Source organism: Smaragdicoccus niigatensis DSM 44881 = NBRC 103563, from assembly GCF_000380645.1.
GTDB lineage: Bacteria > Actinomycetota > Actinomycetes > Mycobacteriales > Mycobacteriaceae > Smaragdicoccus > Smaragdicoccus niigatensis.
Map to the genome: position 1 here is coordinate 26035 of NZ_AQXZ01000013.1, position 23447 is coordinate 49481.

The following is a 23447-nucleotide window of genomic DNA, read 5'->3' on the forward strand; positions in this document are numbered from 1 at the left end:
CTCAGGTTTTCCCAGCATCGAACCGTAGAGTGGTGCACGCGCATGCCGCGCACGTCCGAAATCCAGTTCGACATGATGGAGCGCCGACGACGATGCCGAGCAACACCGGTTCAAAGTCCGCGAAAGCGATCAAGGCCGCGAGCAAGGGCCGACGCGGTGCTTCTGCGCCGAAATTGCAACAGATTCCTTGGGTCCTGGTGGCGGGTGTTGCCATCGTCGTGCTCTTCATCGGCAGTATCGCCTGGCACTTAGCGCCGAAGATCGAGGACGCGAGCTGGAAGCCGTCAGCGGATAACCACGATCCGTCGCTGAAGATCGACGGCATCAAGACCGCAACGTATGCCAAGGCCATCCACGTCGGCACTGCCCAGCGGGTCGCCTACGACATCTGGCCGCCGATGGGCGGACCGCACGACGCCATCTGGGCGACCTGTACCGGCACCGTTTACCCCAAGCCGGTCCGCACCGAGAACATGGTTCACACCATGGAGCACGGCGCCGTCTGGATCACATACAACCCGGACAAGCTCGGCGCTGACGGCGTTGCGAAGCTCAAGTCGCTCGTCGAGGGCCAGCCGTACATGGTCATGTCGCCATTCCCGGGCCTGGACCACAAGATCTCGCTGCAGGCGTGGGGCCACCAGCTGCGTCTGGACTCGCCCGATGACAAGCGCATCAAGGAATTCATCTCCGCACTGCGTCTGAACCCGTACACCGCACCGGAAATCGGCGCGAGCTGCTCGACGACGCCGGGCGGATTCGACCCGGCCAACCCGCCGGCCTTCGACCCGACTCCGCCGCCGGCAGACGCGGTGAAGATGGACGGTGTCGGCGCGGATGTCAACAAGACGATCGCTCCTCCGCCTCCCCCGGCTCCGACCGAACCGGCGCCCGCACCGGCGCCATGACCGACCAGGTCGACCTCGCCGACGACAGCGCTACGCGGTCGCGATCGATTGTCCTGATTCTCGGGATCGTCGTAGCGCTGGTCGTCGGGCTCGCCGGCGGCTATCTGCTCAAAGGCTGGATGGTGGATCGGTCCGGACCGAACTCCGTTGACATCGGTTTCTCGCAGGACATGTCGGTGCACCACGACCAGGCCGTCGAGATGGCCGGAATTGCACTGTCGAACTCGTCAGATCCCGACGTGCGATCGATCGCGTGGGACATCGTCACGAGTCAGTCGAACCAGATCGGCCAGATGCGCGGCTGGCTCGCCGAATGGCAGCAGCCGCTCTTCGCGACCGACGGCTACATGACGTGGATGCCCATGGACGGCCACGACATGACCGGCATGGACATGAAGATGACCACCATGCCGGGCATGGCGACGCAGGATCAGTTGAGTGCCCTGCGGGCGGCAAAGGGCAAGGACTTCGACGTTCTGTTCCTGACCCTGATGATCGCTCATCACAAGGGCGGCGCCCCGATGGCCACCTACGCGATCGCCCACGCGAACACCGACGTAGTTCGCACACTTGCGGATTCGATGTCGAAGACGCAGGGCTACGAGGTCGAACTCATGACGAAGATGCTCGAGTCTCGGAAGAGCTGATCAGTTCTGGGTGAAGGCGGTCCATCGCTCGTCGGCGATGACGTCTCCATTCTTGGAGATGACGAGGTGCTCGTCCGTCGTCTCGTAGGTTCTGCCGTCACGTCCGGTTGCCGTGTATCCCGATCCTGAGCCGGATGCGCCGTTGATCGACACCTGGTCGTCGTTCTGGAGGTCGACGGCCTTGAACGTGTAGCGACCGAAGAGTCCCTTGCAGACGACAACCTGCCAGCCCTTCGACCGACCGACGATGGCGGCGCTCTCGACACCGTTGCAGCGCGGACCGGGCGGACTCGTGAATCCCTGAGCGTCGGCGTCCGGCACCGGTGTGATTGCCGTGGTCGTCGTCGTGGTCACGGTGGTCGTTCCCTTGGCCTCGTTCGAGCCGCCGCCGAGCTTCGTGGTCCACACGAGCCAACCGAATGCTCCGGCAAGTGCCAGCACGGCAAGAACCAGCAGCACGAGCGTCGCCGTCGTCGCTTTGCTCCGTCGAGGTGGTTGGTGCGGAGCCATCGGCGCTGCGTATTGCGTCGGTACGACCGGCTGCGGCGCCGTGTTCGGACGGTTTGGCGGTCCGGCCGTGGTCGGTTGATGTACGGCGGTCTGCGACCACGCCGTGGTGGCCTCGGGCTGGTCGAATCCCGCACCCATCGTGGGCATCACGGAGGTGGCGTTCGGCGGCGGCGTCGCTCCGGTCAGCGCGCGGCGTGCCGTCTCTGCGAACTCCCCGGCGGTCGCGAATCGCTCGGCCGGATTCTTTGCCAGCCCACGGGCGATGACCGCGTCGAGCGACTGCGGAACCCCCGGACGCACCAGGGAAACCTGCGGCGGCGGTTCTGAGAGGTGCTGACGCACCAACTGGCCCAGACTGGCCCCGCGGAAGGGCGGGACACCAGCGAGCATCTCGAACAGCACACACGCCAACGAGTAGATGTCGGCCCCGGGTCCGACTTTGCCGTCTTCGAGACGTTCGGGCGCCATGTACTGGCAGGTTCCCACGGTCGCTTGTGTACTGGTCAGAGACGAATCCGTGAAGCTTCGGGCGATGCCGAAGTCCGCCAGGTACGCGAAGTCACCGTCCGCGACCAAGACGTTCTCCGGCTTGACGTCGCGGTGCAGGAGTCCATCGTGGTGAGCGGCGTCGAGTGCTGACGCAACTTGCTCGGTGATGTGCACGGCACGCGACGGCGACAGGAAGGCCTCGGTACGAAGAAGCTTTCGAACGTCGCTCCCCCGGACCAGGCGCATGTCGATGAACAGGCGGCCGTCGATCTCGCCGAAGTCGTGGATCGGAATGACGTGCGGCTCGTGCAGGCGGGCAGCTGCGTAGGACTCCCGTCGGAACCGTTCACGGAAGGTCTCGTCGTGGCTGAGCTCCGGCGAGAGCAGCTTGAGCGCGACGACACGTTCTTTACTCGTGTCGAACGCTTCGTACACCTCGCCCATGCCGCCTTTGCCCAACAGCGAACGCAGCACGTACGGACCGATCTGACGCTCGGCAAATGGTTCGTCGCTCACGCCCACAAAAGTACGGCCGCCATCGCATTCATAGAAGAACTTCGCCCGAATCAACATCGTTGTGCAGCCTCGCGAACCGCCACTGACCGGGCAACTTTGGCCATCGGTACCGATGGGTTAGGCTAACGAAGCCCAACGGCCAATTGGCCCCCGTAGCTCAGGGGATAGAGCGTCTGCCTCCGGAGCAGAAGGCCGCAGGTTCGAATCCTGCCGGGGGCACTTCAATTCCGCACCACGGTCGTTGACCCCGTTGGTTGCGCGGGCGGATACTTTCCCTAATGGGGAGGTAGCCATGTCGTGGAGTCTGAAGGGCAGCTACGCCGAGACCTGTTCCTGCGAGCTCATGTGCCCGTGCAACCTGTCGTTCGACCACGGCGCGACCTATGACTACTGCCGGGCGACGCTTGGATTCAGCATCAAGCAAGGTGTCGTCGACGGCACCGACATCGGCGGGCGCCGGGTGGTGATGATCTTCGATGCTCCGAAAGTCATGACCGAGGGCAACTGGAAGCTCGGCCTCTACATCGACAACGACGCCGACGACGACCAGTTCAATAAGCTGGTCCAGGTCTTCAGCGGTCAACTCGGCGGCCCGATGGGGGCCCTTGCACCCTTGGTCGGCGAGATTCGCGGCGTCGAACGGGCATCGATCGACATGACCGACGACGGTCTTATTCACCGAGTCGTCGTCGGCGAATCCATCGACTTCGAGGTACAGGACATCGTCCCGTTCGGTGTCGAGACCGGCCAACCCGTCCGCTTCAACGGAATGTTCCACCCGGTGGCCTCGGATCTGACGATGGCTGAGGCGAAGCGATCGCGAATCAACGCCTTCGGGATCAGTTACGAGGGAAAAACCGGACTGTCGACGTCTGAGTTCTCCTGGGCCGCCTGACCCATGAACGCGCTCGAGCCGTCCGCTCGGGCGGACAGTCAGCGCGGCCTGCGCCCGCTTTACTCCGCGGTGCGCGCCCGGCTCGTACTCGTCGCAGTGCTGTTCGCGGCGGCAGCCCTGGGATGGGTGTGGACCGCTGGGCAGATGCAGGGAATGGACGACGGGCCGTGGTCTGACCTCGGTGAATTCGCCTGGTTCATCGGCGTGTGGGTGGTCATGATGGCGGCGATGATGTTTCCGTCGGTGGCGCCGACGGTCGCGTTGTACGCGCGGATGACCAGGCTGCGCTCCCCCGTGTTGCCCTTCGTCTTCGCCGCCGGGTACCTCCTGACGTGGGCTGCGGCAGGTGTAGTGGCGTACGGAATCGGAAGCGCGGCGACACACATCGCCGGTGACCAATTGTCGTGGTCCAACTGGGGCCGGACGATCGCCGGCGTGACACTGATCGTCGCTGCCGTGTACGAACTCACGCCGCTGAAGGACGTGTGCCTCGGCAAGTGCCGCAGCCCGCTCGGGGTACTACTCGGCCACTGGCGCGATGGGTTCAGAGGTGCACTGCAGATGGGCGCCAAGAACGGCGCGTGGTGTGTCGGTTGCTGCTGGGCGCTCATGGCATCGCTTTTCGCGCTGGGCGTCATGAGTGTGTCGTGGATGGCGGTCATCGCCGGGCTCATTGCCATCGAGAAGACTCTGCCGTGGCGTCGCATCGCGACCTACGGAACTGCTGCCATCCTGCTCACGCTTGGAGTGCTTCTTCTTGCCGCCCCGAATATGTTGCCGAGCCTGACGATCCCAATGGGCAACATGCCGATGTAGGGAGCGAGCCAGTCAGCCCGTGTGCACAACGATTCCCCGCTGCGCCCGCTCGATCCCGCCGGTCGCTCCGGCGAACTCGACCTTGATCTGGACGAACCAGTCGATCGAGGAGTTCACGGCTTCGGTCGTCGGGTCAACGTCGAGCGGAAGGGTCAACGCGAACGGGAACTCTGCGCGCTGATGCTGCCTGAGCTGAACGTCCTTAGCGAATGTCACCATCGGCCGCGTGTACTCCTCGGTCGCACTCCCTGGGGTCTTCTCGACCGGGTGCGACGCCTGTAGCCGCTGGAACCAGCCAGCGACGAGTGCCTTCCGGCTGACGGGCTCACGCGAGGTCACAGCGACGACACCTCGAACCTCCTCGCCCGGTTTGTAGCAGGCGCGGTCCGTTTCAATCTCGAAGTGCAAGGTATTCGCCAGCGCACGCTCGCCCTGGATCAGGGGGAGATCGGTTGGCTTCGGCTCGGGCGCCGCGATGAGAACCTGAAACGGCGCCTGTGAAGTGGCGGTCTTCTTCCCACGCTCGACGTGAAGTCGAACCTGCCACTGGACGACCTTCGCCGATGAGCCCGGCGCCCAAGAGGGCAGTCGCACCGCGACCTGGTGACTGCCTGCTCCGAGTAAGCCGTCCGCGACGAGGAGCGGCTCCTCGAGGACGTGCACCCACGCCTCACCGTCTTTTTCGGTGCCGTAATTCGTGCCGACCTCACCCATCATGAGCAACGAGTCGGCCCCTTGGCTAAACGCGGCATCGGCGCGTCCCGCCCAGCGGTAGCGGAACACGTTCACGTATCCGAGCTCGACCTTCGCTGCGGTGACGCCGTCCAGTGCCTCATCGAGGTTCACCGAGACCGTGATCGTTTCAGTGGCGCGGTATGGACCCTCGGGGCTCAACCTCAGGGACGCCGCCGACTTCCGTCTGAACAGACCCATCAGCGCGTCCGGGCCGCTTCCTTGCGGGCCTTCAGCTCGGCCTGGAACGCGGCGTACTCCTCAGGGTTGTTCTTCTTGTGAATCGCGCGGACCGGCCAGAAGAGGACGTACAACATCCCCTCGAGAGCCATACCGCCCAGCCAGATCGGCCACGCGATAAGGACGAAGAAAAGCCAAGCCGGATAGATCAGGATCAGGCAGAACTGGAGGAACTGCTTGACTCCGACCGGATAACCCTCGGCCTGCGAGAGCAGAACTCGGGTTGGCCGCGGAACCGAGCCGTCGGGCCCAGGTCGTCGACTGTGCAACGTTTTGTTGCGCGGCACTGACGTCCGGGCCGCGCTCGGCCGCGGTGGTACCTCGCGCAGGGCGAGGAGGCTCAGCAACAGTCATAGGTGCATTCCTATTTGAGAAACGGGACTGGCCAGATAGCCGAGTCGTAGACGCTCACACTATGGCCTGCGCCGATGTGAGGCAGCTCGGGACCTGTTCCGGAAAAGATCTACAAGAGGTGCCGGTACAGCCGGCCGTGATTGCTGAACCAGGCCACGCTTCCGTCCGCCGCCCGAAGGAAGTTCGATCGAGTGCCGACGGGTTTGAGGTCGGGACCGAGGTCGAGGCCGTAATCGGTCTTGTAGAACGCCAGGCCGAGATCCGGGACTGCCTGTTCATCCGGCAGATACGAGCCGTCCGGGGCGTCGCTCATGTTGCCGACGAGCTGACCGTCCTGGGCGCGGAAATTGATCACGACCGTGCCGAGCGTGCCCGATTGGTCGATGTCGTCCGTCGCATATCCGCCCTCGTAAGGTGCGAGATCTGCGGCACTCAACTTCTGCGGCGTCGCGGGCAGGTTGCTCACTCCGGCGAACTTGCGCAGCGACCAGTCCTCAGCGAACAATTCGGCGAGCAGCATCGATCCGCCCTCGGAGTTGGTCAGGACCGTCATGGCGAAGTTGCGGCTGGGCACCATGAAAAAGCCCGATCGCTGCCCCGACCAGGTCCCGCCATGCTGCACGACCGTCTCGTTCTCCGCGGTCGGCCGCAGCATCCAGGACACTCCCATGCCGGTGAGCTCGACCTGCAGCGTGCCGCCAGGGCCCGGATTCGAACGCATAGCGACCAGCGAGTCTTTGCTCATCAATCGCTCCGCTTTGGGCGTCGTTCCGTCGCCGAGGTGGAAGCGCGCATACCGCAACTGGTCGCGCACGTTGGAAATCAGCGAACCAGTCGGGTTGCAGCTCCGTGGGAAGTACCAGAATCCGTTGTCGACGACCGCCTCGCCGTTGACCACGTTGTGTGATGCGGCAACGTTGAAGCCGACGATCTGGTCGGAGAAGAAGCGCGTGTGATTCAACTCGAGCGGGTCCAGCAGCATCTTCTGGACGGCGTCCTCGTAGACCAACCCGGTCACGACTTCGATAATCCGGCCGGCCACGACCAGACCGGCATTGTTGTACGTGAAGGTCGTGCCCGGCGCGGTCCGTTGTGGGAGCCGCGTCATCGACGCGACAAAACGTGCGATTGCGTCATCACCGCGACCGAAGTCCTGTAGATCATCTCCGAGCCAACCCGACGTGTGGTTGAGCAGTTGTCGCACCGTCACCACGTTGCTGGCGCCTGGGTCGGCGACCGCGAAATCCGGCAGGTACTGGCGGATCGGCGCGTCCAGATCGACCTTGCCCTCGTCGACGAGTCGCATCATGGTCGTGCCCGTGAATGTCTTCGTCGTGGAACCGATTCGGAAGACGGTGTTGCCATCGACAGGTGCCGGGTAGTCGACGTCCGTGACCCCGAACCCCTTGATGTACTCCGCACCGTCGGTGATGACTCCCACCGCTACGCCGGGGATCGCATAGTCCTTCATTGCCCGCACGATCTTGGCGTCGAGCTCGCTGAGCGCGCCATCCACACCACTGGGCATGCTGGTTGCCGGCGTCGTGGACTCGTTCGACGAGCATGCCTGCAGTCCAAGCATCGCCAGCCCGGCGACGGCTCCGCCGAGCACGGCCCGCCGCGAAAACTCCGGCCCGTGGGGGTCGATATCGGCACTCATTGCGCTGGCGGGATGCTGTACGCGGGCAGAGGCGTCGAGTTCTCGCAGCTCGTGTCAGGCTTCTTCGGATTGTCGAAGAACGAGGCGATGATCTCTCCTCCGCAGGGTTCCGCATACACACCGTGCGCGACACCGGGCACAACGGCCACGGTGGACTGCGACAGGTTCTTCGCGATGTATTCGCCCCACACTGCGCCAGTCTGGCCGTCGTAGCTACCCGACAGCACGAGCGAAGGGATGTCGCTCTTGGTGATGTCCCGAATCGAGTCAGGAGCCTTCGGCACGTTCCACGCGGCACATGCGTCGCGCAGGAACGGTAGCTGTATCCCTTGGGCCTTCACCGAATCGGGGAAGGTGGGGAAGGCGTCATTCGCCTGCTTCAGCGTCTCCGCGGGCGTCTCGAACGGAACCCATTCGCGGCACCAGATGCTCAACGTCATGCCCCACGCCAGCATCCCGATGTTGTCCGGATTTCCAAACGCCATGACCATTGACTCCGCGAGAGGCTGCGGATTTCCGTGGTCGAGTGCGTCGATCTGTGCCGGAAAATCGACGGGCAAATGCGTCGCGACCGGAGTGAACCAGGCCAGCAGCTTGCCGCCGTCGATGACGACTTTCGTGTCGCCGACCGTGGTGGTGACGGGATTCTGCTCGAGTTCACTGACCAGCCGGATGAACGTCGCGGCCAGATCGGGGTAGCGCTCCTTGCACGCGGGTTGGGCGTCGCATGCCTTGGTCATGTTGTCGAATGCCTCCTTTGCGCTGGCCCACGTCCAGCCCAGGGCGGCGACCGATGGAGGCGTCACCCCGTCGAACGCGATCGAGTTGATCGCGGGGGCGTCCATGCGCAGGTAAATGAGCCCAAGGTCGGTGCCGTAGGAATGCGTGAACACATCCCATTTGTCGATACCGAGCGCCTTGCGCAGGTCGATGAGGTCATAAGCGCTGTCGACCGAATTGAAAGCCGTGAAGTCGACGTTTGGTGAGAGGCGGTCGCGGCACTCCTTCACCGCCTGCACGTAGGCATCACCAGTGGACTTCGCGAAAAAGACCATGCCGAGCCGGCTGATGGCGAACTTGTCGATCTCGGGGCATGCCATCGGGATACTCGACGTCAGGTTGCCGCGCTGCCCCATGAGGATCACGTCGCGATCGGTGTTGAGCGGTATTTTGTCGTTGATCGGCGGAGAGGCCAGCGCGTCCTGACCAGGGCCGCCGGTCAGAATCACGAGCGGCGGCTTGGTCGGCGGCTGGATCTTCGACGGCAGAGTCGCAACGGCCAGCGTGATGGTTTTGTCGCCGGACTTCGTCCGCTGCAGCGGTACGGTCAGCGCGCCGCAGCTGGCACCGTCGAGCATCGGCACTGGGTGCGGCACCTGTGCACACGTACCGGCGACGTACTTCGCCGGCGGGTGGCTGACGGTCGTGGGTGGTGAGCTCGATGAGGAATCCGATTTACTACACGCCGGGACCACCAGAATCAATGCGAGCGTGAAAATCGAGAACGCATTCTTTACGCGCATGTCAGCCACCAACCGTAAAAGAAGTCGATCGGTTCGGTTATTCGCCAGTTAAATCCTTGCACGATTCACTCGGCGCCGAAAGATCGAATGCTCACGTACGCAATAACTCTGCCCCGGAGTGCAGGCCCTCCTCAGGGCACGATGTTCTGATTCAGGCGGAAGAGGTTGTCCGGATCGTAGGCTCGCTTGACCTCGGTGAGCCGCCCGTAATTGCCGGCGAAGTTGTCCTGAACCTTGCCGGCGTCGTCCTCGGCCATGAATCCGAGGTATCCCCCGGCCTCGCTGTGCGGAGCGATCGCGTCGTAGTAGTCGCGAACCCACTGACGACGTTCGGCGTCGACCGCCGGGTCCTGCCACGCGCACACGATCACGGTGGCGAAGGTGGCGTCGCGGTACGCGAACGCAGTGTCACCGGAGGCGACGTCGTGGCACGCGCCGTTGATCGGATAGAGGTGCATCGTCGCGCTGACCTCGGGCACCTTCGATCCGTGCTCGAGGTGCGCTTCGATTGCGGCGTCGGTCAATTCGACGACGTGCGCACCCTTCCAGTAGCTGCGAATGCCTTTCGGGAAAATCGCGTCGAACGCGCCATTGAGCGCTGGGTACGGCCACACGTCGGTCATCTCGGCAACGCGAGGTGCGAGGTCCCGGAAGGGCTGCATCGCCCGGTCGCCCTCGTCCAGCGGTCCGCTCCAGTGCACGATTGCCACGCACAAGGTGTCGCCGTGGCGATCCTCCGGAATGAACGGCAGCGGTGGCGCGATCTGGAACGCCGGGAACCCGCCATATTCGCGCGGCGCGTCTTTGATCCACTCCCGGAAGAAACGCAGCAGGTCACCGGCATGTTCGAGTTCGTAGAAGAACAGGCCGACGTACACGTCCTTGACCGGCTGCACAGTGAATTCGAACGACGTCACGACGCCGAAATTGCCACCGCCGCCTCGGATCGCCCAGAACAGGTCCGGGTTGTCGTCGGCACTCGCGGTACGGATCTGGCCGTCCGCCGTCACCACCTGGGCCGACCGAAGGCAGTCGATGGTCAGACCCTGGCCACGCGAGAGGTACCCGATCCCGCCATTGAGCGTCAGCCCCGCGACACCGGTGGTCGACACGATGCCGCCCGTACTCGCCAGCCCGAAGGCGTGGGTGGCGTAGTTGTAGTCGCCCCAGGTGGCCCCGCCGGCTGCGCGCGCCGTTGACGCCTTGGGGTCGACGTGGACGTAGCGCATTCCAGACAAATCGATCACGAGACCGCCGTCAGTGGTGCCGAATCCCGGCGCGCTGTGGCCACCCCCACGGATCGCCAGCTCCAGGCCGGCATCACGCGCGAAGTTCACACCGGCGACGACATCGCCGACCTGTTCGGCGCGGAGCACAGCGTGCGGACGCTTGTCGAACATGCCGTTGTGCACCGCCCGAGCTTCGTCATAGCCGGGGTCGTCGGCCGTGAAGACCGCGCCCCGAACCTGCTCCCGCAGTTCACTGATCGAGTTGCTGCTCATGTCGGGCTCCTGTCAGGCGTACCTGCATGAAGCGTGCTCCGGATCAAAAGCGCACGTCAATAGGCATCTCTGACAGGTTGGTGACGTTGCGGACAAAGGGAACGAAGGGGCGCGCTAGCCCCTGAACTTGGCCAAGACCTCTGCCGACACGGGGTCGGTCTGGGCGCTGACCGCAACCATTGCGACGAACTGGTCGAGGAGCCAGCGGCGCATAGCTTCGCTGTCCATCGATTGGTGCTCCAGCCATTTCAGGACTGCGACCTCGGCAGCACCCATCCACGATCGAGCCGTCAGTTCGTAAACCGGACTCTCGCTGCCTCCGGCGCGGTCCACGATCAACCGCATGATCGTGTGGCGGACCGCTTCGACCTCCTCGGACAGCGCTCCCCCGGCGTTTCCCGCGCCCTGCGTGAAGATCGCGATGTACGCCTCGCGGTACCCGACGGCGAAGTCGACGTAAGCCTTGAGTCCGACTTCGAGTTGCTCGCGCAGGCTCCCCTCCCAGGAAAGCCCCTCGAGGCCCGCCCGCAGCATGCCGGTCACCATGGCGAACGCTTCGCGATACGCCTCGGACAGGCCCGCGAAGTACCGGTAGAAGAGCGCTCGCGAGACGCCGGCGGCGCTGGCGATCATTTCGGGAGTGATCTCGGAGAGCGGCCTCGAACCAAGCAGACCGAGAGTCGTGGCGATGAGGTCCGCCCGCCGCTCATCGGGGCTCATGCGCAGGCTGCGCCGCGGACGCGGAGCAGGGGCGCTTAAAAGTCGATCAGCGGTGGGCGGAACGGCGGCCATCAGAGGTCGAGCTTCACGCAAGCGCCCTCAGGGGCTCGCGAAACACACACCAGCATTGACTCTTCGCGCTGCTCGGCGGTCAGTGTCCGGTCCCGGTGATCGACCGGTCCCTCGACGACCTTCTGCACACACACGCCGCAGAAACCCTGCTGGCACGAGTAGCTGACGTTCGGCACCGACTCCTTCAGCACCGCCAGAGCCGTCCGGTCGGCCGGCACCTTCAGAGTCTTGCCGGAGCGCACGAGCTCGATTTCGAACTCCTTGCCATCGACAACCGGCAACGCGCTGAACCGCTCGAAGTGGAACGTGCCCGGACGCTCGCCGAACTCACGACGAAGCGCAGTGATCTGTGGAACCGGGCCACAGCAGTACACCGCAGCACCCTCCGGCGCGTACGCCAGGATGTCGGCCGCCGCCGGCACGCCATTGACGTCGTCGGTCAGGATGTGCACGCGCTCAGGATCGAGCGCAGCGATCTCGTCGAGGAACGGCAACGCTGCGCGTGAGCGGCCCGCGTACACGAACTGCCAGTCGACGCCGCGAGCGGCCGCTTCGCGGACCATCGGCAGGATCGGCGTGACGCCGATGCCACCCGCGACGAAGAGGTACTTATCCGAGACGATGAACGGGAACGCGTTGCGCGGTCCGCGCAGCTTCAGCTGAGCGCCCGAACGAAGACGGTGGATCTCGCGCGACCCGCCATCGCCGTCCGCGAGGCGGCGAACGGCGATCTGCCAGTGCTTACGGTCATTCACGTCACCGCACAGCGAGTACTGCCGCTGGCGACCCGACGGGAGGAAGACGTCGGCGTGCGCGCCGGCCTGCCACTCCGGGAAGTCGCTACCGTCGGCGCGAACGAATGTCAGCGAAACGACGTCGTCGCATTCGCGGTTGACACTTTCGAGTACGACGTCGATGTCGCGGTTGACCGGCTTCGGCCGCTTGCGCATGACGCGGTATCCGGCGTTCGCCGCGATGGTCCCGCCGATGATGACGCCCAAAGTGACGAACATGAAGTCCGTCTCGAAGCGCCCCTTCAGCGGGAAGACCTTACGCGCCTCGTCGCCGAGACGGCTCACTGTCCGTTCTCCTGCGCATCCAATGCCCGCTTCGCGGCCGGCGAGGTCGCGAGGTACGCAACGGCCTGGCTGGTCGAGCCGTACTTCGACGGGTGGTAGTTCGGCAGCAGGTAGCCCGGAGCCATCTTGATGAGCTCCCACACGGTCGGCAGGATGTTCTTCTTGCCGGCCTGCCAGAAGGTGATCGGGTTCAGCGAGACCGAGCCCTTGAGCTCCGGGTCGTTCTTCAGGAGGTAGCGCGTCCCGACGATGATCCAGATCCACACGATCATCGGCACGACGATGCCGTACGGCACAGCGCGACGAATGTAGCCACCGTCGAGGTGCTGGTACAGGTCGAACGCCACGCTGCGGTGTTCGACCTCTTCGGCACCGTGCCAGCGCAGAAGGTCGACCATATTCGGGTCCGCACCCGCGGCCTCGAGGCCCTTGGCATCCATCGCCCACTGTCCGAGGAACGCGGTGACGTGCTCAATCGCAGAGGTCAGCGAGGCCTGCAGGACCATGAGCTCGTAACGTGCGCGACCCGTCGTTCCGTGGTTGTCGTACAGAAGCTTGACCAACCACGCCATCTGATCGGCGAACGGACCGGGATCCAGGCCCTGCGCCTTCAAGCGCTCGAGCGCATCGGCGTGCCCCTTGGCGTGCTGCGCCTCCTGGCCGATGAAGCCCAGAACGTCTTCCTTGAGCTGCTCGTCCTTGATGTACGGCAATGCCTCGCTGAAGCAGCGGACGAACCACTCTTCGAACTCGGGCAGCATCATGTGCATCACGTTGATCATGTGCGTGGCGACTGGCTCGTTCGGGATCCAGTGGAGCGGCAATTCATGGAAGTCGAACTCGACGTCACGTGCATTCAGCGCGATGCGGTCGGGCTCAGCGGAAATGTTCGGGTTCTTGGTGGCCACGATGCCTCCTGGTCTAGCTGGTTCTTGGAAACTGGTCGGTGGGTCAGCCGGCGATTGCCGCAGCCCGGGCGTTGCGAATGCTGTCGGTTTCTTCGCCGTTCGCGATGAAGCGAACGAATTCAGTAACCCATGTCGCGATCTGATCCGGGTGCGATCGGCTGATCCAGTGCCCGGCCTGCAGATCCCGGCGGTAAAGGTTCGTAACCCGCTTGGTGGTCTCGGCAAAGAGCTTGGGGTTCACGAACCAGTCGCCATCGGTGATGACGGCCTGGACCGGAATCTCGGTACGGCCCTCGCCCGGCTTGAGCAGCTTCGGAATGAAGTTCGCGCGGTACAGCCCGACACCTCGGCGTCCATCCGCGGCGAACATGTCGTCGCTCGGACGAACCGGCTGCTTGTCCGCGAAGGCCATGAAATGCGGGACGATCTTGTCGAACCCGTTGTTCCACGCGAGCGGTGCCACGACCGGAAGGTGGAACAGGTAGATGTACCAGGACTTGACCAGTTGCTGAGCAAGCTCGGCGAGGTGGCCCGGGTTCGGACGAACACGGCTACGGATCCAATGCATCGCATGGTCGAGGGCCGGTGCACCGAAGTACGTGTACGACGCGATGCGCTCCGAAACCGTCTGGTCGAGGACGGCTTCCCAACTCTGAATGGCACCCCAGTCGTGAGCGACGAGGTGAACCTTCCGGTCGTCGGGAACGACCTGATCGATAACCGAACCCAGGTCCTGAACCAGGAGCGGGAACCGGTAGCCACCGAACTGCTCGCCCGGCTGCGATGCGCCGGCACCACGAACGTCGTAGGTGACGACGTGGAAGTTGGTGGCGAGCTGCGGCACGACGTCGTCCCACACGCTCGAGTTGTCCGGGTAGCCGTGCACGAGGAGCACGGTCGGGTTGGCCGGGTTGCCCCACTCACGAGCGCGCAGCGAGATGCCGTTCGCGCCGGTCACATAGTGCGTCGTGCTCATGCGGAGACTCCCATCTTGTTCCAACGCTGAACGTGGCTGGGCTCGGGATCGAGCCAGAAGGCGTCGTCATCGGTGACGACCATGATCTCTTCGAACTTCACCCCGACATTGCCCAGACCGATGTGCGGCTCGACGGCCCACATCGCCGGGTAGGCGGCGTGATTCGAGAACTTGCCGGCGTTCCACAGCGGCGAACGGCTCTTCATACGCTCGGTGACGAGCTCACGACCGATCGTCTCCAGGAAGCGGATACCGAAGGCACCGGCGATGACGCGCGGCCGCTGCTGCTGCACCCGCATGACGGTGTGCGCGAGCACGTGGCCCGGGTAGACGTTGTGGCAGTTCTTGTAGCCGAGGTCCTTGATGAGGACATCGACGTCGCTCCAGATCTCCGACAACGGACGACCGGCCTTGACGCGGTCGAGGATGAACGGACGGAACTTCGCCAGGTCCGCGAAGATCTGGTCGAACGTGTCGTTCTCGCCGAAGTGGTTGGCGTAGCCGATGTCGGCCATGTAGCCGTCGACGACCGGTGCGACATCGAGGATGTAGGCATCCCCTTCTTCGAGGCGACGGTTCGACGGGAGGAACTGCAAGGGGTTCCAGAAACCGTTGAACGCGGTGCGGTCGCCGAACCACGCGAACGGAATGTGCAGCCAGTCGTCAACGCCGTGGTCCTGCAGCCACTCTCGCATTTGGCGAGCGGCTTGCTTCTCAGTGATTCCGGCGGTGAGGCCGGCTCCGATTTCCTCGCAGCACTGGTAGGCAAGCTGCTGCACCTCGAGATGGTGCTGCAGATCCTCTGGCTTGAGCGACGTCATTGTGCACTCCCTGCGCGGCGTGAACCCCGTCAACTCACACCACTGTTAGACAAACTGTCATTAGTAGACGGTTCGTCAATAGTGGACAATCAGAGGTCCATTGTCAACCACCTGGACGTCCTATGCCGAAATGTCAGCGGGGTCACGTGGTTTATGTGGGCCGCGTCCCATTGGACTTCGCACTCGACCCAGAACTGATGCCGAGCCGGCTGTCCGCTCCCCCGGAATTCTTGAATTCCGCACCGCACCGCGGGACGCAAAATAGATTCAGATCCGGTCAATCCGGGCAGCGTCGCTCCAGTTCACCGAGCCGCTTCCGGCTGCGCCCGCAGAATTCACGTGTAGCTCAAGGATGTTCAGTGGATCGGATCAACCGTCGCACGTTCCTAGAGGGTCTGGGTTTGGTCGGGGCGGCGGCCCTTCTCAGTGGATGCTCGACCGATTCGAAATCCCCCGCAATCAGCGACGGCGCGATCGGCGACCTGCGCAAGAAACTCACGGGACGAGTCCTGACTCCTGGCGATCCGGATTACCGCACGACTGGTCTTCCGGCCAACACCCGCTTTGCGTCGACGCGGCCAGCGGTTATCGCCGAATGTCGTAGCGAAGCAGACGTTGCGACCGCGGTTCGCTGGGCACTGGACAACGGCGTCAAACCGGTACCGCGCGGTGGTGGCCACAGCTATGCCGGAATGTCGGCCACCGAAGGATTGCTACTCGACCTCAGCGCGCTCAACGCCGTCGAAGCCGGCGCGAGCGGCCTGGCGGTCACCGGCGGCGCAGCCAAGAACAGCGACGTCTTCAACACGCTTCGAGACGGCCGGATGGCATTGCCAGGCGGTACCTGCCTCGGCGTGGGCGTCGGCGGACTGGTCCTCGGCGGTGGGCTCGGCTTCTACTCCCGCTGGGCGGGCTTGACGGCGGACCACCTGCGAAGCACGCGAATGGTCACCGCGACCGGCGAGGTCATCGAGGTGAACGCGAGCTCTCATCCGGACCTGTTCTGGGCTTGCCGAGGTGCCACCGGCGGCCAATTCGGCGTCCACACGCAGTTCACGTTCGAGCTCGTGGAGACCCCGAGCAGCGTCACGTACTTCCGCTTCGAGTGGCGCGGCGCCGACAATGCCACGGCGGTCCTGGCGAACTTCGACAAGATCATGGCCAGCGCGCCGCCGGCGTTGAACGGCCTCGTTTATGCCGAGGCGACTCCAGTCGGCACCGACGGTCCACGGGCCGCCATCGACGTCGTGATGCGCGGTCAGTACATGGGCCCCCGCGCCGAACTCGAGGATCTGGTGCGTCCGGTCCTGACCGCTGCGCCGGCGACGCGCAGACCACAGTGCAGGAGTTGCCGTACTGGGAGGCAGCGAAGATCTTCCTCGAACCGCCCGCCGAACTGCATGCGTGGAACGACATCAGCCGCTTCACAAAAGCCACTCTTCCCGACGACCTTTGGGCCAAACAGGTAGACCTGCTCGCGCACTGTCCGCGACGCGAAAGCACTGCGAGCGGCGCCGTGACCGCCATGGGGTGGGTCGGCGGCTCGGTCATCGACTCGGTCGGCCGCACGGAAACAAGCTATGTGCATCGCGGCCTGCCGCTGCTGGTTCGCCCGACCAGCGCGTGGCCGCGAGACGCAGACCCCGCCGTCGGCAGGGACTTGATCGGTTGGACCGACGACATGATCGCCGTCATCGCCGATCACACCGCGAACGAGAGCTACCAGAACTTCCCGAACCTACGCATCAAGGACTGGCAGCAGCAGTACTACGCCGAGAACTTCGACCGCCTCGTCGAGGTGAAGGCGAAATACGACCCACATAACGTGTTCTCGAACGCGCAGGGCATACCGACGACTCGTTGATCGGCAGCGCCTGACCATCCGCCGTGGAACAGCTCAGCCCTGAACGACGCGCGCCCGAGCCGCTCCGACACTCACGACATCACCCGCTACGAGCTGCCGACCGCGCCGCAGTTCGACCTCCCCGTTGACGTCCACGTCTCCGGCCGCGACCACCGTCTTCGCGTCGGCGCCGCTCTCGACGAGATTGGCCAGCTTCATGAACTGAGCCAGCCGGATGGGGAGCCCGCTGAGCGGCACGTCCTCGATATGCATTCTTGGAGCCTATTAGCCGAGCAGGTTGTGCGGGTAGCACCACCGCCACGACTCCCCCGCCTCGAAACTGCGGATCACGGGATGGCCCGTTCTCTGCGCGTGCTTCTCAGCGTGGTTACCCGGCGACGAGCTGCAGCACGCGACGTGCCCACAGGTGAGACAAAGCCGCAGGTGCACCCACTGCAGGCCCTGCTCGATGCACTCTGAGCACTCGCTCGGGTTGTCCGGAACAACGGCTTCGGGTGCGCAGCTGAGATGTTCACAACCACCGGCGATCCCGGCTTCGAGTCGCTCTTCGTGCATCTCGTCTTCCGCTTCGTCGATGCGGTCGATCATCGATTCCTCGATATCGAGGGTCGCCATGACCTGCTGCAGCACTTCGTGAGCGACCTGACCGGAGTTGCGGATCTCGAGCACGGTCTCACGCTCCTTGGCCAGCATCGCCAGGCGGAGCTCCCGATAGATCTGACTCGGCGTCGCGCGGCTGGCCTCAGTCGGCCCGAGTCGCTCCCACTGCGCATTCGTGCGCTGCTGGATGCGGGTGCGCAGCGACGCCACGATCTCCTCGGGAACATCCGGTGTGGCCAAGCGGTCGAGTTCCTCGAGGCCGGCGTTCGCGGCCCGCTGCAGAACATTGGCCTGCTGCAGCGCATCTTCGGCACGACTCGGTGCGCGCAGATCCAGCAACCGGACCAGCCACGGCAGCGAGGTGCCCTGCAAGACCAAGGTGCCACCGACGACGACCAGCGCCAGCAGCATGATCACGGGGAGCTGCGGAGTGTCCTCCGGGAGCAGGAGCGCCGCCGCCAGCGTGACGACGCCGCGCATTCCTGCCCACGCGACGACAGCGGGGTACCGCCAGGATGGTGCCGGGTCTTTCGCGGCGACCTTTGGAATCATGCGCGGCAGATACGTCGCTGGGAACATCCACACGATGCGCGCGAGGATCACTGCCAGCAGCGTGCCGACACAGGCGATGAGCAGCTCGTTGTGCGGCAATCCGCTGTTCCACGCCGCATCGACGATGCTTCGAACCTGCAAGCCGATGATGAGGAAGACCGTGCTCTCGAGGATGAATTCGACGGTCCGCCAGTTGGTCCGCTCGGCGATGCGCGACGCAGCACTCTGCCAGACCGGTGCGCCATGCCCGAGGATGAGACCGCACGTCACGACCGAGATGACACCGGAGGCATGAACCTTCTCGGCGGGCAGATAGGCGATGAACGGTGCCAGGAAAGACAGCGCCGTGTCGATGACCGGGTCCGAGATGCGTCGCCGGATCGGAACGATCAGCATCGCGATCGCGGCGCCGATCAATGCGCCACCGCCAGCGGCGATGGCGAAGTCCGCCGCCGCTGACCCGAGGCTCAACGTACCGAGCGAGAAGGCGGCGATCGACGTCCGCAGCGTCACCAGCGCGGTCGCGTCATTGAATAGCGACTCACCTTCGAGCATGGTGACGATCCGGCGCGGCATGCCGACGCGCCGAGCCACGGCGGTCGCGGCCACGGCATCGGGCGGCGCAACGACCGCGCCGACTGCGACGGCCACCGCGAACGGAACCGGCAGCAGCCACCACACGACGGCCGCGACGACGAACACCGTGAACAGAACGAGCCCGACCGACAACAAGAGAATCGGTCTCTTGTTCTCCTTGAACTCGACGAGCGATGTCCGGATCGCGGCACTGTAGAGCAGCGGCGGGAGGATGCCCAGAAGGACGAGGTCCGGGGTCAGTTCGACGTCTGGAACGAACCAGATGTACGACCCGATGAGTCCGGCAATCGTGAGCACCAATGGCTCCGAAAGTCCGAACCGGCGGGCCAAACCTGCCAGCAGGCACGCCGAACCGACCAGGGCAACCACTCCGACCGCGATCATCACGTCAAGATCGTCGCAAACTGCTTGGGTGCGCGGTAGCTGATCGCCGTCCGCTGTTAGCGGAAAGAGGACGGCGTGAGCATCGCAGCCACTTCAGGAGCGAGGACGGAGGGCCGGACGGTCCGCCCATTGCGTAGGAGAACAGCGAAGGCGATGAGCCAGCCGCTCCAGACCACGTAGCCGAGGAAGTTAGCGATATCGGCGCCGGGGACATCGAACTTGACCAGCGCACCGACCGCGATGAGACCCGCCGAGACGACTCCGGTGACGCGGAACCACTGCGGTAACTGTGTCAGCGCCACGACCACCAGAACCGTCCACGTTGCGGTCAGCAGGTAGCCCAAGGTCTCGCCGATCCAGCCGCCCACGACGTTGCCGAGCATCTCGAACTGCGAGACCGCATGCGTGTCTCCGTGCGCAGCCCGGTCTGCGAGGAACGGGACGACGATGGGCCAGCGCGCGAGGCCGATCACCTGCACGATCGCGGCCGCGATGCCGGCCACCACGGCTACCCGCATCGCCCGCGACGAAGCCAGAGCACCGACCCGAATCGCGATCGGAATGAGGAGCGCCGCAGTCAACGCCAGCAGCGCGAAGCACGTCACGACCGCAACTTCGTTGTGCCGGAACATCGTCAGTTGGTCTGCGGCGGGTTTAGCGAGCACGTTCGGATAGTCGAACACTGCGCCCAAAACACCGAACACCAGGTTCATTCCCACTGCGGCGGCGACCAGGAGCGCCGCCGTCACACTGTTCTTCGACATGATTGTCCTATCTGTACGACGTACAGCTGTTGTACGTAGTACAGTCAACTCCATGCCGGAGCTTCCGTCAAACGCAAAGAAGACCCGGCCGACCCGACGGGCATTCACCGAGCAAGAGGTCATCGAGACCGCACTCGGCCTCGTCGATCGGGGGTTCGGCCACCCAGTGTCGATACGCGCCGTCGCGACCGCACTCGACGTCAACCCGAACGCCATCTACACCTACGTCACAAGCCGGGCAGACCTCGAACGTGCCGTCGCCGAACACGTGCTGGGCGACGCCGACCAGTCCGCGTTCAACGACGAATCCCCTTGGAACGACAGCATTGTCAAATTCTGCACCGGACTTCGAACCACGCTGCTGAACCACCCCGGAGTGGCGATGCTGCTCATGCGCGCGCCGATGGACGGCCCAGCCGCGCGCGAAATCGGCGAGAACCTCATGCGAATACTGATCGCCGCCGGCCTCGATGTGGAAACCGCGTCCCGAACGACCTATGCGGTGATCGTCCACACACTGGGTTCGATCGCCCTCGAGGTCGCCGAGACCGATGGCACTCCTCCCCTGCCGCCGGAGGAGGATCGAATCGCCGGCCGGCGCGAAGCACTCAGTGCCATCGACGAGTCGGACTACCCACTCACCGCACGATCAGCGGGGACGATGGCCGACTGGATATCCGGCGGGCAGTTCGAATGGGGACTGCGCGCAATCCTCGCCGGAGCCGGGGCTTAGCCCAGGGATACGGCAGCGGCGACGATGTCGATTCGGACGCTGTCGCCGACCGAGATCTCGATTGTGCTGGGACGCCGCAACTCGAGGAGCAGGTCGCCGACACGAACGCTCACGACGAGTTCGCCGCCGAGGAACTCCATCCCCACGACCCGCCCCGCACCGTCGTGGTCCTTCACGAGAACGAGCTGCTCCGGACGCAACATCACGCTGCGCTGGCCGCCGTCGAGAGCACCCTTGACCGGCACCTGACCCAGCACAGTTTCCGCGATGCCACCTTCGACTCGGGCTTCGAGCACGACGCAGTCGCCGAGGAAACGCGCGGTGAACTCGTCGCGAGGCGTCCGATAGATCGCTTCCGGCGTTCCGGACTGCGTGAACTGGCCACACCGCATGACGGCGATCTGATCGGCGAAGGAAATCGCTTCTTCCGTGTCGTGCGTGACCAGGACCGCGGTCACGCCCGCGGCCTGAAGCGTCTGGGCGACTGCCTTGCGCGTCGCCACTCGCAGTCCGGAGTCGAGCGCACTGAACGGTTCGTCGAGGAGCATCAACGCAGGCTTACGTGCCAGCGCGCGTGCCAGAGCCACCCGCTGCTGCTGTCCACCCGACAGTTCGTGTGGACGACGTTTGGCATAGGAAGGGTCGAGAGCGACCATCTCCAGCAGTTCATCGACTCGGGCGCGCGTCGACTTTCGATCGGTACGCAGGCCGTAGGCGATGTTCTTTCCGACGGTCAGATGCGGGAAGAGAGCACCATCCTGAGCGACGTAGCCGACACTGCGCTTGTTCGCCGGGAGGACGAATCCCTCGCGCGCGACGATCTGCCCCGCGATCGACACGGTGCCCGAGTCCGGTGCCTCGAAGCCCGCGATCACGCGGAGCAGGGTCGTCTTTCCGCAGCCGGACGAACCGAGAATCGCGGTCGTCGTCCCTTCGGCAACCGAAAGATCCACTCCCCCGAGTGCGGCGACGGCTCCGAAGGCCTTGCGCACACCGACGACGTCCAGAGCGCTCATCGGGTCACCGCCTTTCGGGATTGCGTAAACAGAAGGTAGGTCACGGGCAGGGTCAGCAGGATCATGATCAGGGCGAACGGTGCCGCATGCGCGTAGTCGAGTTCGTCGCTATAGGCCCAGAAACTCGTCGACAACGTTCGAATGCCAGCGGGGGCCAACAGCAGCGTCGCCGTGAGTTCAGTGCTCACCGCCACGAAGACTAGCGCCGCACCCGCGGCCGCCGACGGCCCGCTCAACCGCAGGGTCACATGCAAGAACGTCCAAGCGCGACCTCTGCCCAAGGATCGCGACGCCTCTTCGAGCCCGATCGGCACCTGTGCCACACCCGACCGCAGAGCCACGACTCCGCGCGGCAGATACATCAGCAGGTAGGCGACGACAACGAGCGTCAGCGTCTGATAAAGCGGCTTCATTGTCTTGATGCTGATCGTCACGAGCGCCAACGCCGTGACAATGCCCGGCAGCGAACTCGTGACGTAGTTGCTGCCCTCGGCGACCCGGGCGAACATCGTGCGGGTCCGGGCCGAGAGCCACGCGATCGGGAAGGCGAGAACGATCGCAAGCAATGCGGTGACCAGCGCGAACGACAATGTCTGACTCAATGCCGCGCTGACCGATTCCGCATCCCAGGCGTCAATTCCGCCCATTTCCAGCCAGCGCGAGACCATCCACACCGGCACTCCGACCGACATCGCGACCGCGGCACCGCAGCCGGCGAACGCGAGCGGTTTGAACCGGCCGAGTCGCACTCGAACGGCCGGACGCGGCGAGCCCGAACCGACGCGGGCGTAGCGCAGGCGCCCGCGCATTCCCGCTTCCGAAACGAGGAGGACCAGACAGCAGAGGACGAGAACCGCCGCGAGCATGCTGCCCGCCTTGCCCGCGAAGGTCGATTGGTACTGCTGGAAGATCGCGGTCGTGAAGGTGTCGAAACGGATGAGCGCGAACGCACCGTATTCGGCGAGAAGGTGCAGTGCGATCAGGAGCGCGCCACCCAGGACGGCCAGACGCAGCTGCGGGAGGACGACACGGAAGAACACCGCGACCGATCCGCTGCCGAGTGATCGAGCACTCTCTTCGAGGTCCGGATCGAGACAGCGAATAGCAGCTGCTGCCGGCAGGTAAACCAGCGGGAAGTACGACAGCAGCGAAACCAACACTGCCGCCGGCAGTCCGTGCAGACCCGGGATGAACGAGACCCAGGCAAAGCTGTTGACGAACGCCGGGACGGCAAGTGGGACCACGAAGACCGGAGCCCAGAGTCGAGCACCCGGCAGATCGGTCCGCTCGACGAGCCAGGCCAACCCGACACCCAGCGCGACGGCCAACGGAACTGTCAGTGCTACCAGCGAGACCGTGTTCCCCAACAGGTCGGCGACGCGAGCGCGGAACACCAACTCCGACGCTTCCGCCCAGCCGACGCTGTACACCGAGTACACGACGTAGCCCAACGGCACCATCGTCGCGACGAGAACCGCCGCCGCGAGGAGATAGACGACGACACCCGGCCGATGGGCCGGTGACGAAGAGGGCCGGACGATCGAGCGCCGGGTCAGCGCAAGCGTCATT

Annotated in this window: 23 protein-coding genes and 1 tRNA gene; 8 read left to right on the forward strand and 16 right to left on the reverse strand. The window is 64.5% G+C overall.

What is annotated here, in order from left to right:
• Positions 1-92 precede the first annotated feature (92 nt).
• Together F600_RS0105675 and F600_RS0105680 are read left to right on the forward strand one after the other, a co-directional pair.
• Positions 93-908: a thioredoxin-like domain-containing protein gene (locus F600_RS0105675; protein ID WP_026306206.1), complete on the forward strand. Its 816-nt coding sequence runs from the start codon at positions 93-95 to the stop codon at positions 906-908.
• Positions 905-1555, forward strand: coding sequence for a DUF305 domain-containing protein (locus tag F600_RS0105680; RefSeq protein WP_018159625.1), 651 nt, complete (start codon positions 905-907; stop codon positions 1553-1555). The genes F600_RS0105675 and F600_RS0105680 overlap by 4 nt, the downstream gene beginning before the upstream one ends.
• Here the strand turns inward: F600_RS0105680 and F600_RS0105685 are convergent, their stop codons facing one another.
• Positions 1556-3070 (reverse strand): serine/threonine-protein kinase, encoded by a 1515-nt coding sequence (locus F600_RS0105685; RefSeq protein ID WP_026306207.1) that lies wholly within the window; start codon positions 3068-3070, stop codon positions 1556-1558.
• Between the two features lie 146 nt (positions 3071-3216).
• On the opposite strand from F600_RS0105685, the gene F600_RS0105690 reads away from it, so the two are divergent.
• From F600_RS0105690 to F600_RS0105700, 3 genes are all read left to right on the forward strand, one after another.
• Positions 3217-3289, forward strand: a tRNA-Arg gene (locus tag F600_RS0105690).
• 73 nt (positions 3290-3362) lie between these two features.
• Positions 3363-3965, forward strand: coding sequence for a DUF1326 domain-containing protein (locus F600_RS0105695; protein ID WP_018159627.1), 603 nt, complete (start codon positions 3363-3365; stop codon positions 3963-3965).
• Between the two features lie 3 nt (positions 3966-3968).
• A complete protein-coding gene (locus F600_RS0105700) occupies positions 3969-4781 on the forward strand; it encodes a DUF2182 domain-containing protein (protein WP_018159628.1) in 813 nt (270 codons plus the stop codon).
• A 12-nt stretch (positions 4782-4793) separates the two neighbouring features.
• Here F600_RS0105700 and F600_RS0105705 read toward each other — a convergent pair whose 3' ends face one another.
• From F600_RS0105705 to F600_RS0105750, 10 genes are all read right to left on the reverse strand, one after another.
• Complete coding sequence (locus F600_RS0105705) at positions 4794-5714, reverse strand: hypothetical protein (RefSeq protein ID WP_018159629.1); 921 nt, start codon at positions 5712-5714, stop codon at positions 4794-4796.
• A complete protein-coding gene (locus F600_RS27095) occupies positions 5714-6100 on the reverse strand; it encodes a hypothetical protein (RefSeq protein ID WP_245541478.1) in 387 nt (128 codons plus the stop codon). Before F600_RS27095 ends, F600_RS0105705 begins: the two co-directional genes overlap by 1 nt.
• A 116-nt stretch (positions 6101-6216) precedes the next feature.
• Positions 6217-7635 (reverse strand): serine hydrolase domain-containing protein, encoded by a 1419-nt coding sequence (locus tag F600_RS0105715; RefSeq protein ID WP_245541484.1) that lies wholly within the window; start codon positions 7633-7635, stop codon positions 6217-6219.
• Positions 7636-7763: 128 nt separating this feature from the next.
• Positions 7764-9290, reverse strand: a complete 1527-nt coding sequence (locus F600_RS0105720) for an alpha/beta fold hydrolase (protein WP_018159632.1) — start codon at positions 9288-9290, stop codon at positions 7764-7766.
• A 131-nt stretch (positions 9291-9421) separates the two neighbouring features.
• The gene (locus F600_RS0105725; RefSeq protein ID WP_018159633.1) at positions 9422-10792 is read right to left on the reverse strand and encodes an FAD-binding oxidoreductase; all 1371 of its coding nucleotides are present in this window, start codon (positions 10790-10792) and stop codon (positions 9422-9424) included.
• A gap of 114 nt (positions 10793-10906) precedes the next feature.
• On the reverse strand, positions 10907-11512 hold the full coding sequence (locus F600_RS27100) for a TetR/AcrR family transcriptional regulator (protein ID WP_018159634.1): 606 nt from the start codon (positions 11510-11512) through the stop codon (positions 10907-10909).
• A 71-nt stretch (positions 11513-11583) separates the two neighbouring features.
• Entirely contained in the window at positions 11584-12663 is a 1080-nt protein-coding gene (locus F600_RS0105735; RefSeq protein ID WP_018159635.1) for a PDR/VanB family oxidoreductase, read from the reverse strand.
• Complete coding sequence (locus F600_RS0105740; RefSeq protein ID WP_018159636.1) at positions 12660-13571, reverse strand: metal-dependent hydrolase; 912 nt, start codon at positions 13569-13571, stop codon at positions 12660-12662. Before F600_RS0105740 ends, F600_RS0105735 begins: the two co-directional genes overlap by 4 nt.
• A gap of 43 nt (positions 13572-13614) precedes the next feature.
• On the reverse strand, positions 13615-14547 hold the full coding sequence (locus tag F600_RS27105; protein WP_018159637.1) for an alpha/beta fold hydrolase: 933 nt from the start codon (positions 14545-14547) through the stop codon (positions 13615-13617).
• Positions 14544-15368, reverse strand: coding sequence for a M24 family metallopeptidase (locus F600_RS0105750; protein WP_018159638.1), 825 nt, complete (start codon positions 15366-15368; stop codon positions 14544-14546). The genes F600_RS27105 and F600_RS0105750 overlap by 4 nt, the downstream gene beginning before the upstream one ends.
• A gap of 359 nt (positions 15369-15727) precedes the next feature.
• On the opposite strand from F600_RS0105750, the gene F600_RS0105755 reads away from it, so the two are divergent.
• Together F600_RS0105755 and F600_RS31525 are read left to right on the forward strand one after the other, a co-directional pair.
• Entirely contained in the window at positions 15728-16837 is a 1110-nt protein-coding gene (locus F600_RS0105755) for an FAD-binding oxidoreductase (RefSeq protein WP_026306208.1), read from the forward strand.
• A gap of 56 nt (positions 16838-16893) precedes the next feature.
• Positions 16894-17232, forward strand: coding sequence for an FAD-binding oxidoreductase (locus F600_RS31525; RefSeq protein ID WP_040630647.1), 339 nt, complete (start codon positions 16894-16896; stop codon positions 17230-17232).
• Between the two features lie 33 nt (positions 17233-17265).
• Here the strand turns inward: F600_RS31525 and F600_RS0105765 are convergent, their stop codons facing one another.
• Genes F600_RS0105765 through F600_RS0105775 form a run of 3 tightly spaced genes read right to left on the reverse strand, consistent with a single transcriptional unit; the run spans position 17266 to position 20129 of the window.
• Positions 17266-17484, reverse strand: coding sequence for an RNA-binding S4 domain-containing protein (locus F600_RS0105765; protein WP_018159639.1), 219 nt, complete (start codon positions 17482-17484; stop codon positions 17266-17268).
• Between the two features lie 12 nt (positions 17485-17496).
• Positions 17497-19365, reverse strand: a complete 1869-nt coding sequence (locus F600_RS0105770) for a Na+/H+ antiporter (RefSeq protein WP_018159640.1) — start codon at positions 19363-19365, stop codon at positions 17497-17499.
• Between the two features lie 56 nt (positions 19366-19421).
• On the reverse strand, positions 19422-20129 hold the full coding sequence (locus tag F600_RS0105775; protein WP_018159641.1) for a DUF4386 family protein: 708 nt from the start codon (positions 20127-20129) through the stop codon (positions 19422-19424).
• Between the two features lie 52 nt (positions 20130-20181).
• Between F600_RS0105775 and F600_RS0105780 the strand changes: the two genes are divergently transcribed.
• Complete coding sequence (locus tag F600_RS0105780) at positions 20182-20862, forward strand: TetR/AcrR family transcriptional regulator (RefSeq protein ID WP_018159642.1); 681 nt, start codon at positions 20182-20184, stop codon at positions 20860-20862.
• Here F600_RS0105780 and F600_RS0105785 read toward each other — a convergent pair.
• A complete protein-coding gene (locus F600_RS0105785; RefSeq protein WP_018159643.1) occupies positions 20859-21878 on the reverse strand; it encodes an ABC transporter ATP-binding protein in 1020 nt (339 codons plus the stop codon). The two genes, F600_RS0105780 and F600_RS0105785, sit on opposite strands and share 4 nt — an antisense overlap.
• Positions 21875-23446 carry an ABC transporter permease gene (locus F600_RS0105790; protein ID WP_018159644.1) on the reverse strand — a complete coding sequence of 524 codons (1572 nt, stop codon included), beginning with the start codon at positions 23444-23446 and terminating at the stop codon, positions 21875-21877. Before F600_RS0105790 ends, F600_RS0105785 begins: the two co-directional genes overlap by 4 nt.
• Position 23447 lies beyond the last annotated feature (1 nt).

What these genes read in the sequence shown, in the direction of transcription:
- F600_RS0105715 (WP_245541484.1), bottom strand. Translation starts at nt 7,635, where the DNA reads ATGCCCAGTGGTGTGGATGGCGCGCTCAGCGAGCTCGACGCCAAGATC.
- F600_RS0105770 (WP_018159640.1), bottom strand. Translation starts at nt 19,365, where the DNA reads ATGATCGCGGTCGGAGTGGTTGCCCTGGTCGGTTCGGCGTGCCTGCTG.
- F600_RS0105705 (WP_018159629.1), bottom strand. Translation starts at nt 5,714, where the DNA reads ATGGGTCTGTTCAGACGGAAGTCGGCGGCGTCCCTGAGGTTGAGCCCC.
- F600_RS0105785 (WP_018159643.1), bottom strand. Translation starts at nt 21,878, where the DNA reads ATGAGCGCTCTGGACGTCGTCGGTGTGCGCAAGGCCTTCGGAGCCGTC.
- F600_RS0105680 (WP_018159625.1), top strand. Translation starts at nt 905, where the DNA reads ATGACCGACCAGGTCGACCTCGCCGACGACAGCGCTACGCGGTCGCGA.
- F600_RS0105790 (WP_018159644.1), bottom strand. Translation starts at nt 23,446, where the DNA reads ATGACGCTTGCGCTGACCCGGCGCTCGATCGTCCGGCCCTCTTCGTCA.
- F600_RS0105750 (WP_018159638.1), bottom strand. Translation starts at nt 15,368, where the DNA reads ATGACGTCGCTCAAGCCAGAGGATCTGCAGCACCATCTCGAGGTGCAG.
- F600_RS0105695 (WP_018159627.1), top strand. Translation starts at nt 3,363, where the DNA reads ATGTCGTGGAGTCTGAAGGGCAGCTACGCCGAGACCTGTTCCTGCGAG.
- F600_RS0105775 (WP_018159641.1), bottom strand. Translation starts at nt 20,129, where the DNA reads ATGTCGAAGAACAGTGTGACGGCGGCGCTCCTGGTCGCCGCCGCAGTG.
- F600_RS0105780 (WP_018159642.1), top strand. Translation starts at nt 20,182, where the DNA reads ATGCCGGAGCTTCCGTCAAACGCAAAGAAGACCCGGCCGACCCGACGG.
- F600_RS0105765 (WP_018159639.1), bottom strand. Translation starts at nt 17,484, where the DNA reads ATGCATATCGAGGACGTGCCGCTCAGCGGGCTCCCCATCCGGCTGGCT.
- F600_RS0105700 (WP_018159628.1), top strand. Translation starts at nt 3,969, where the DNA reads ATGAACGCGCTCGAGCCGTCCGCTCGGGCGGACAGTCAGCGCGGCCTG.
- F600_RS0105675 (WP_026306206.1), top strand. Translation starts at nt 93, where the DNA reads ATGCCGAGCAACACCGGTTCAAAGTCCGCGAAAGCGATCAAGGCCGCG.
- F600_RS27100 (WP_018159634.1), bottom strand. Translation starts at nt 11,512, where the DNA reads ATGAGCCCCGATGAGCGGCGGGCGGACCTCATCGCCACGACTCTCGGT.
- F600_RS27105 (WP_018159637.1), bottom strand. Translation starts at nt 14,547, where the DNA reads ATGAGCACGACGCACTATGTGACCGGCGCGAACGGCATCTCGCTGCGC.
- F600_RS31525 (WP_040630647.1), top strand. Translation starts at nt 16,894, where the DNA reads ATGGGGTGGGTCGGCGGCTCGGTCATCGACTCGGTCGGCCGCACGGAA.
- F600_RS0105720 (WP_018159632.1), bottom strand. Translation starts at nt 9,290, where the DNA reads ATGCGCGTAAAGAATGCGTTCTCGATTTTCACGCTCGCATTGATTCTG.
- F600_RS0105725 (WP_018159633.1), bottom strand. Translation starts at nt 10,792, where the DNA reads ATGAGCAGCAACTCGATCAGTGAACTGCGGGAGCAGGTTCGGGGCGCG.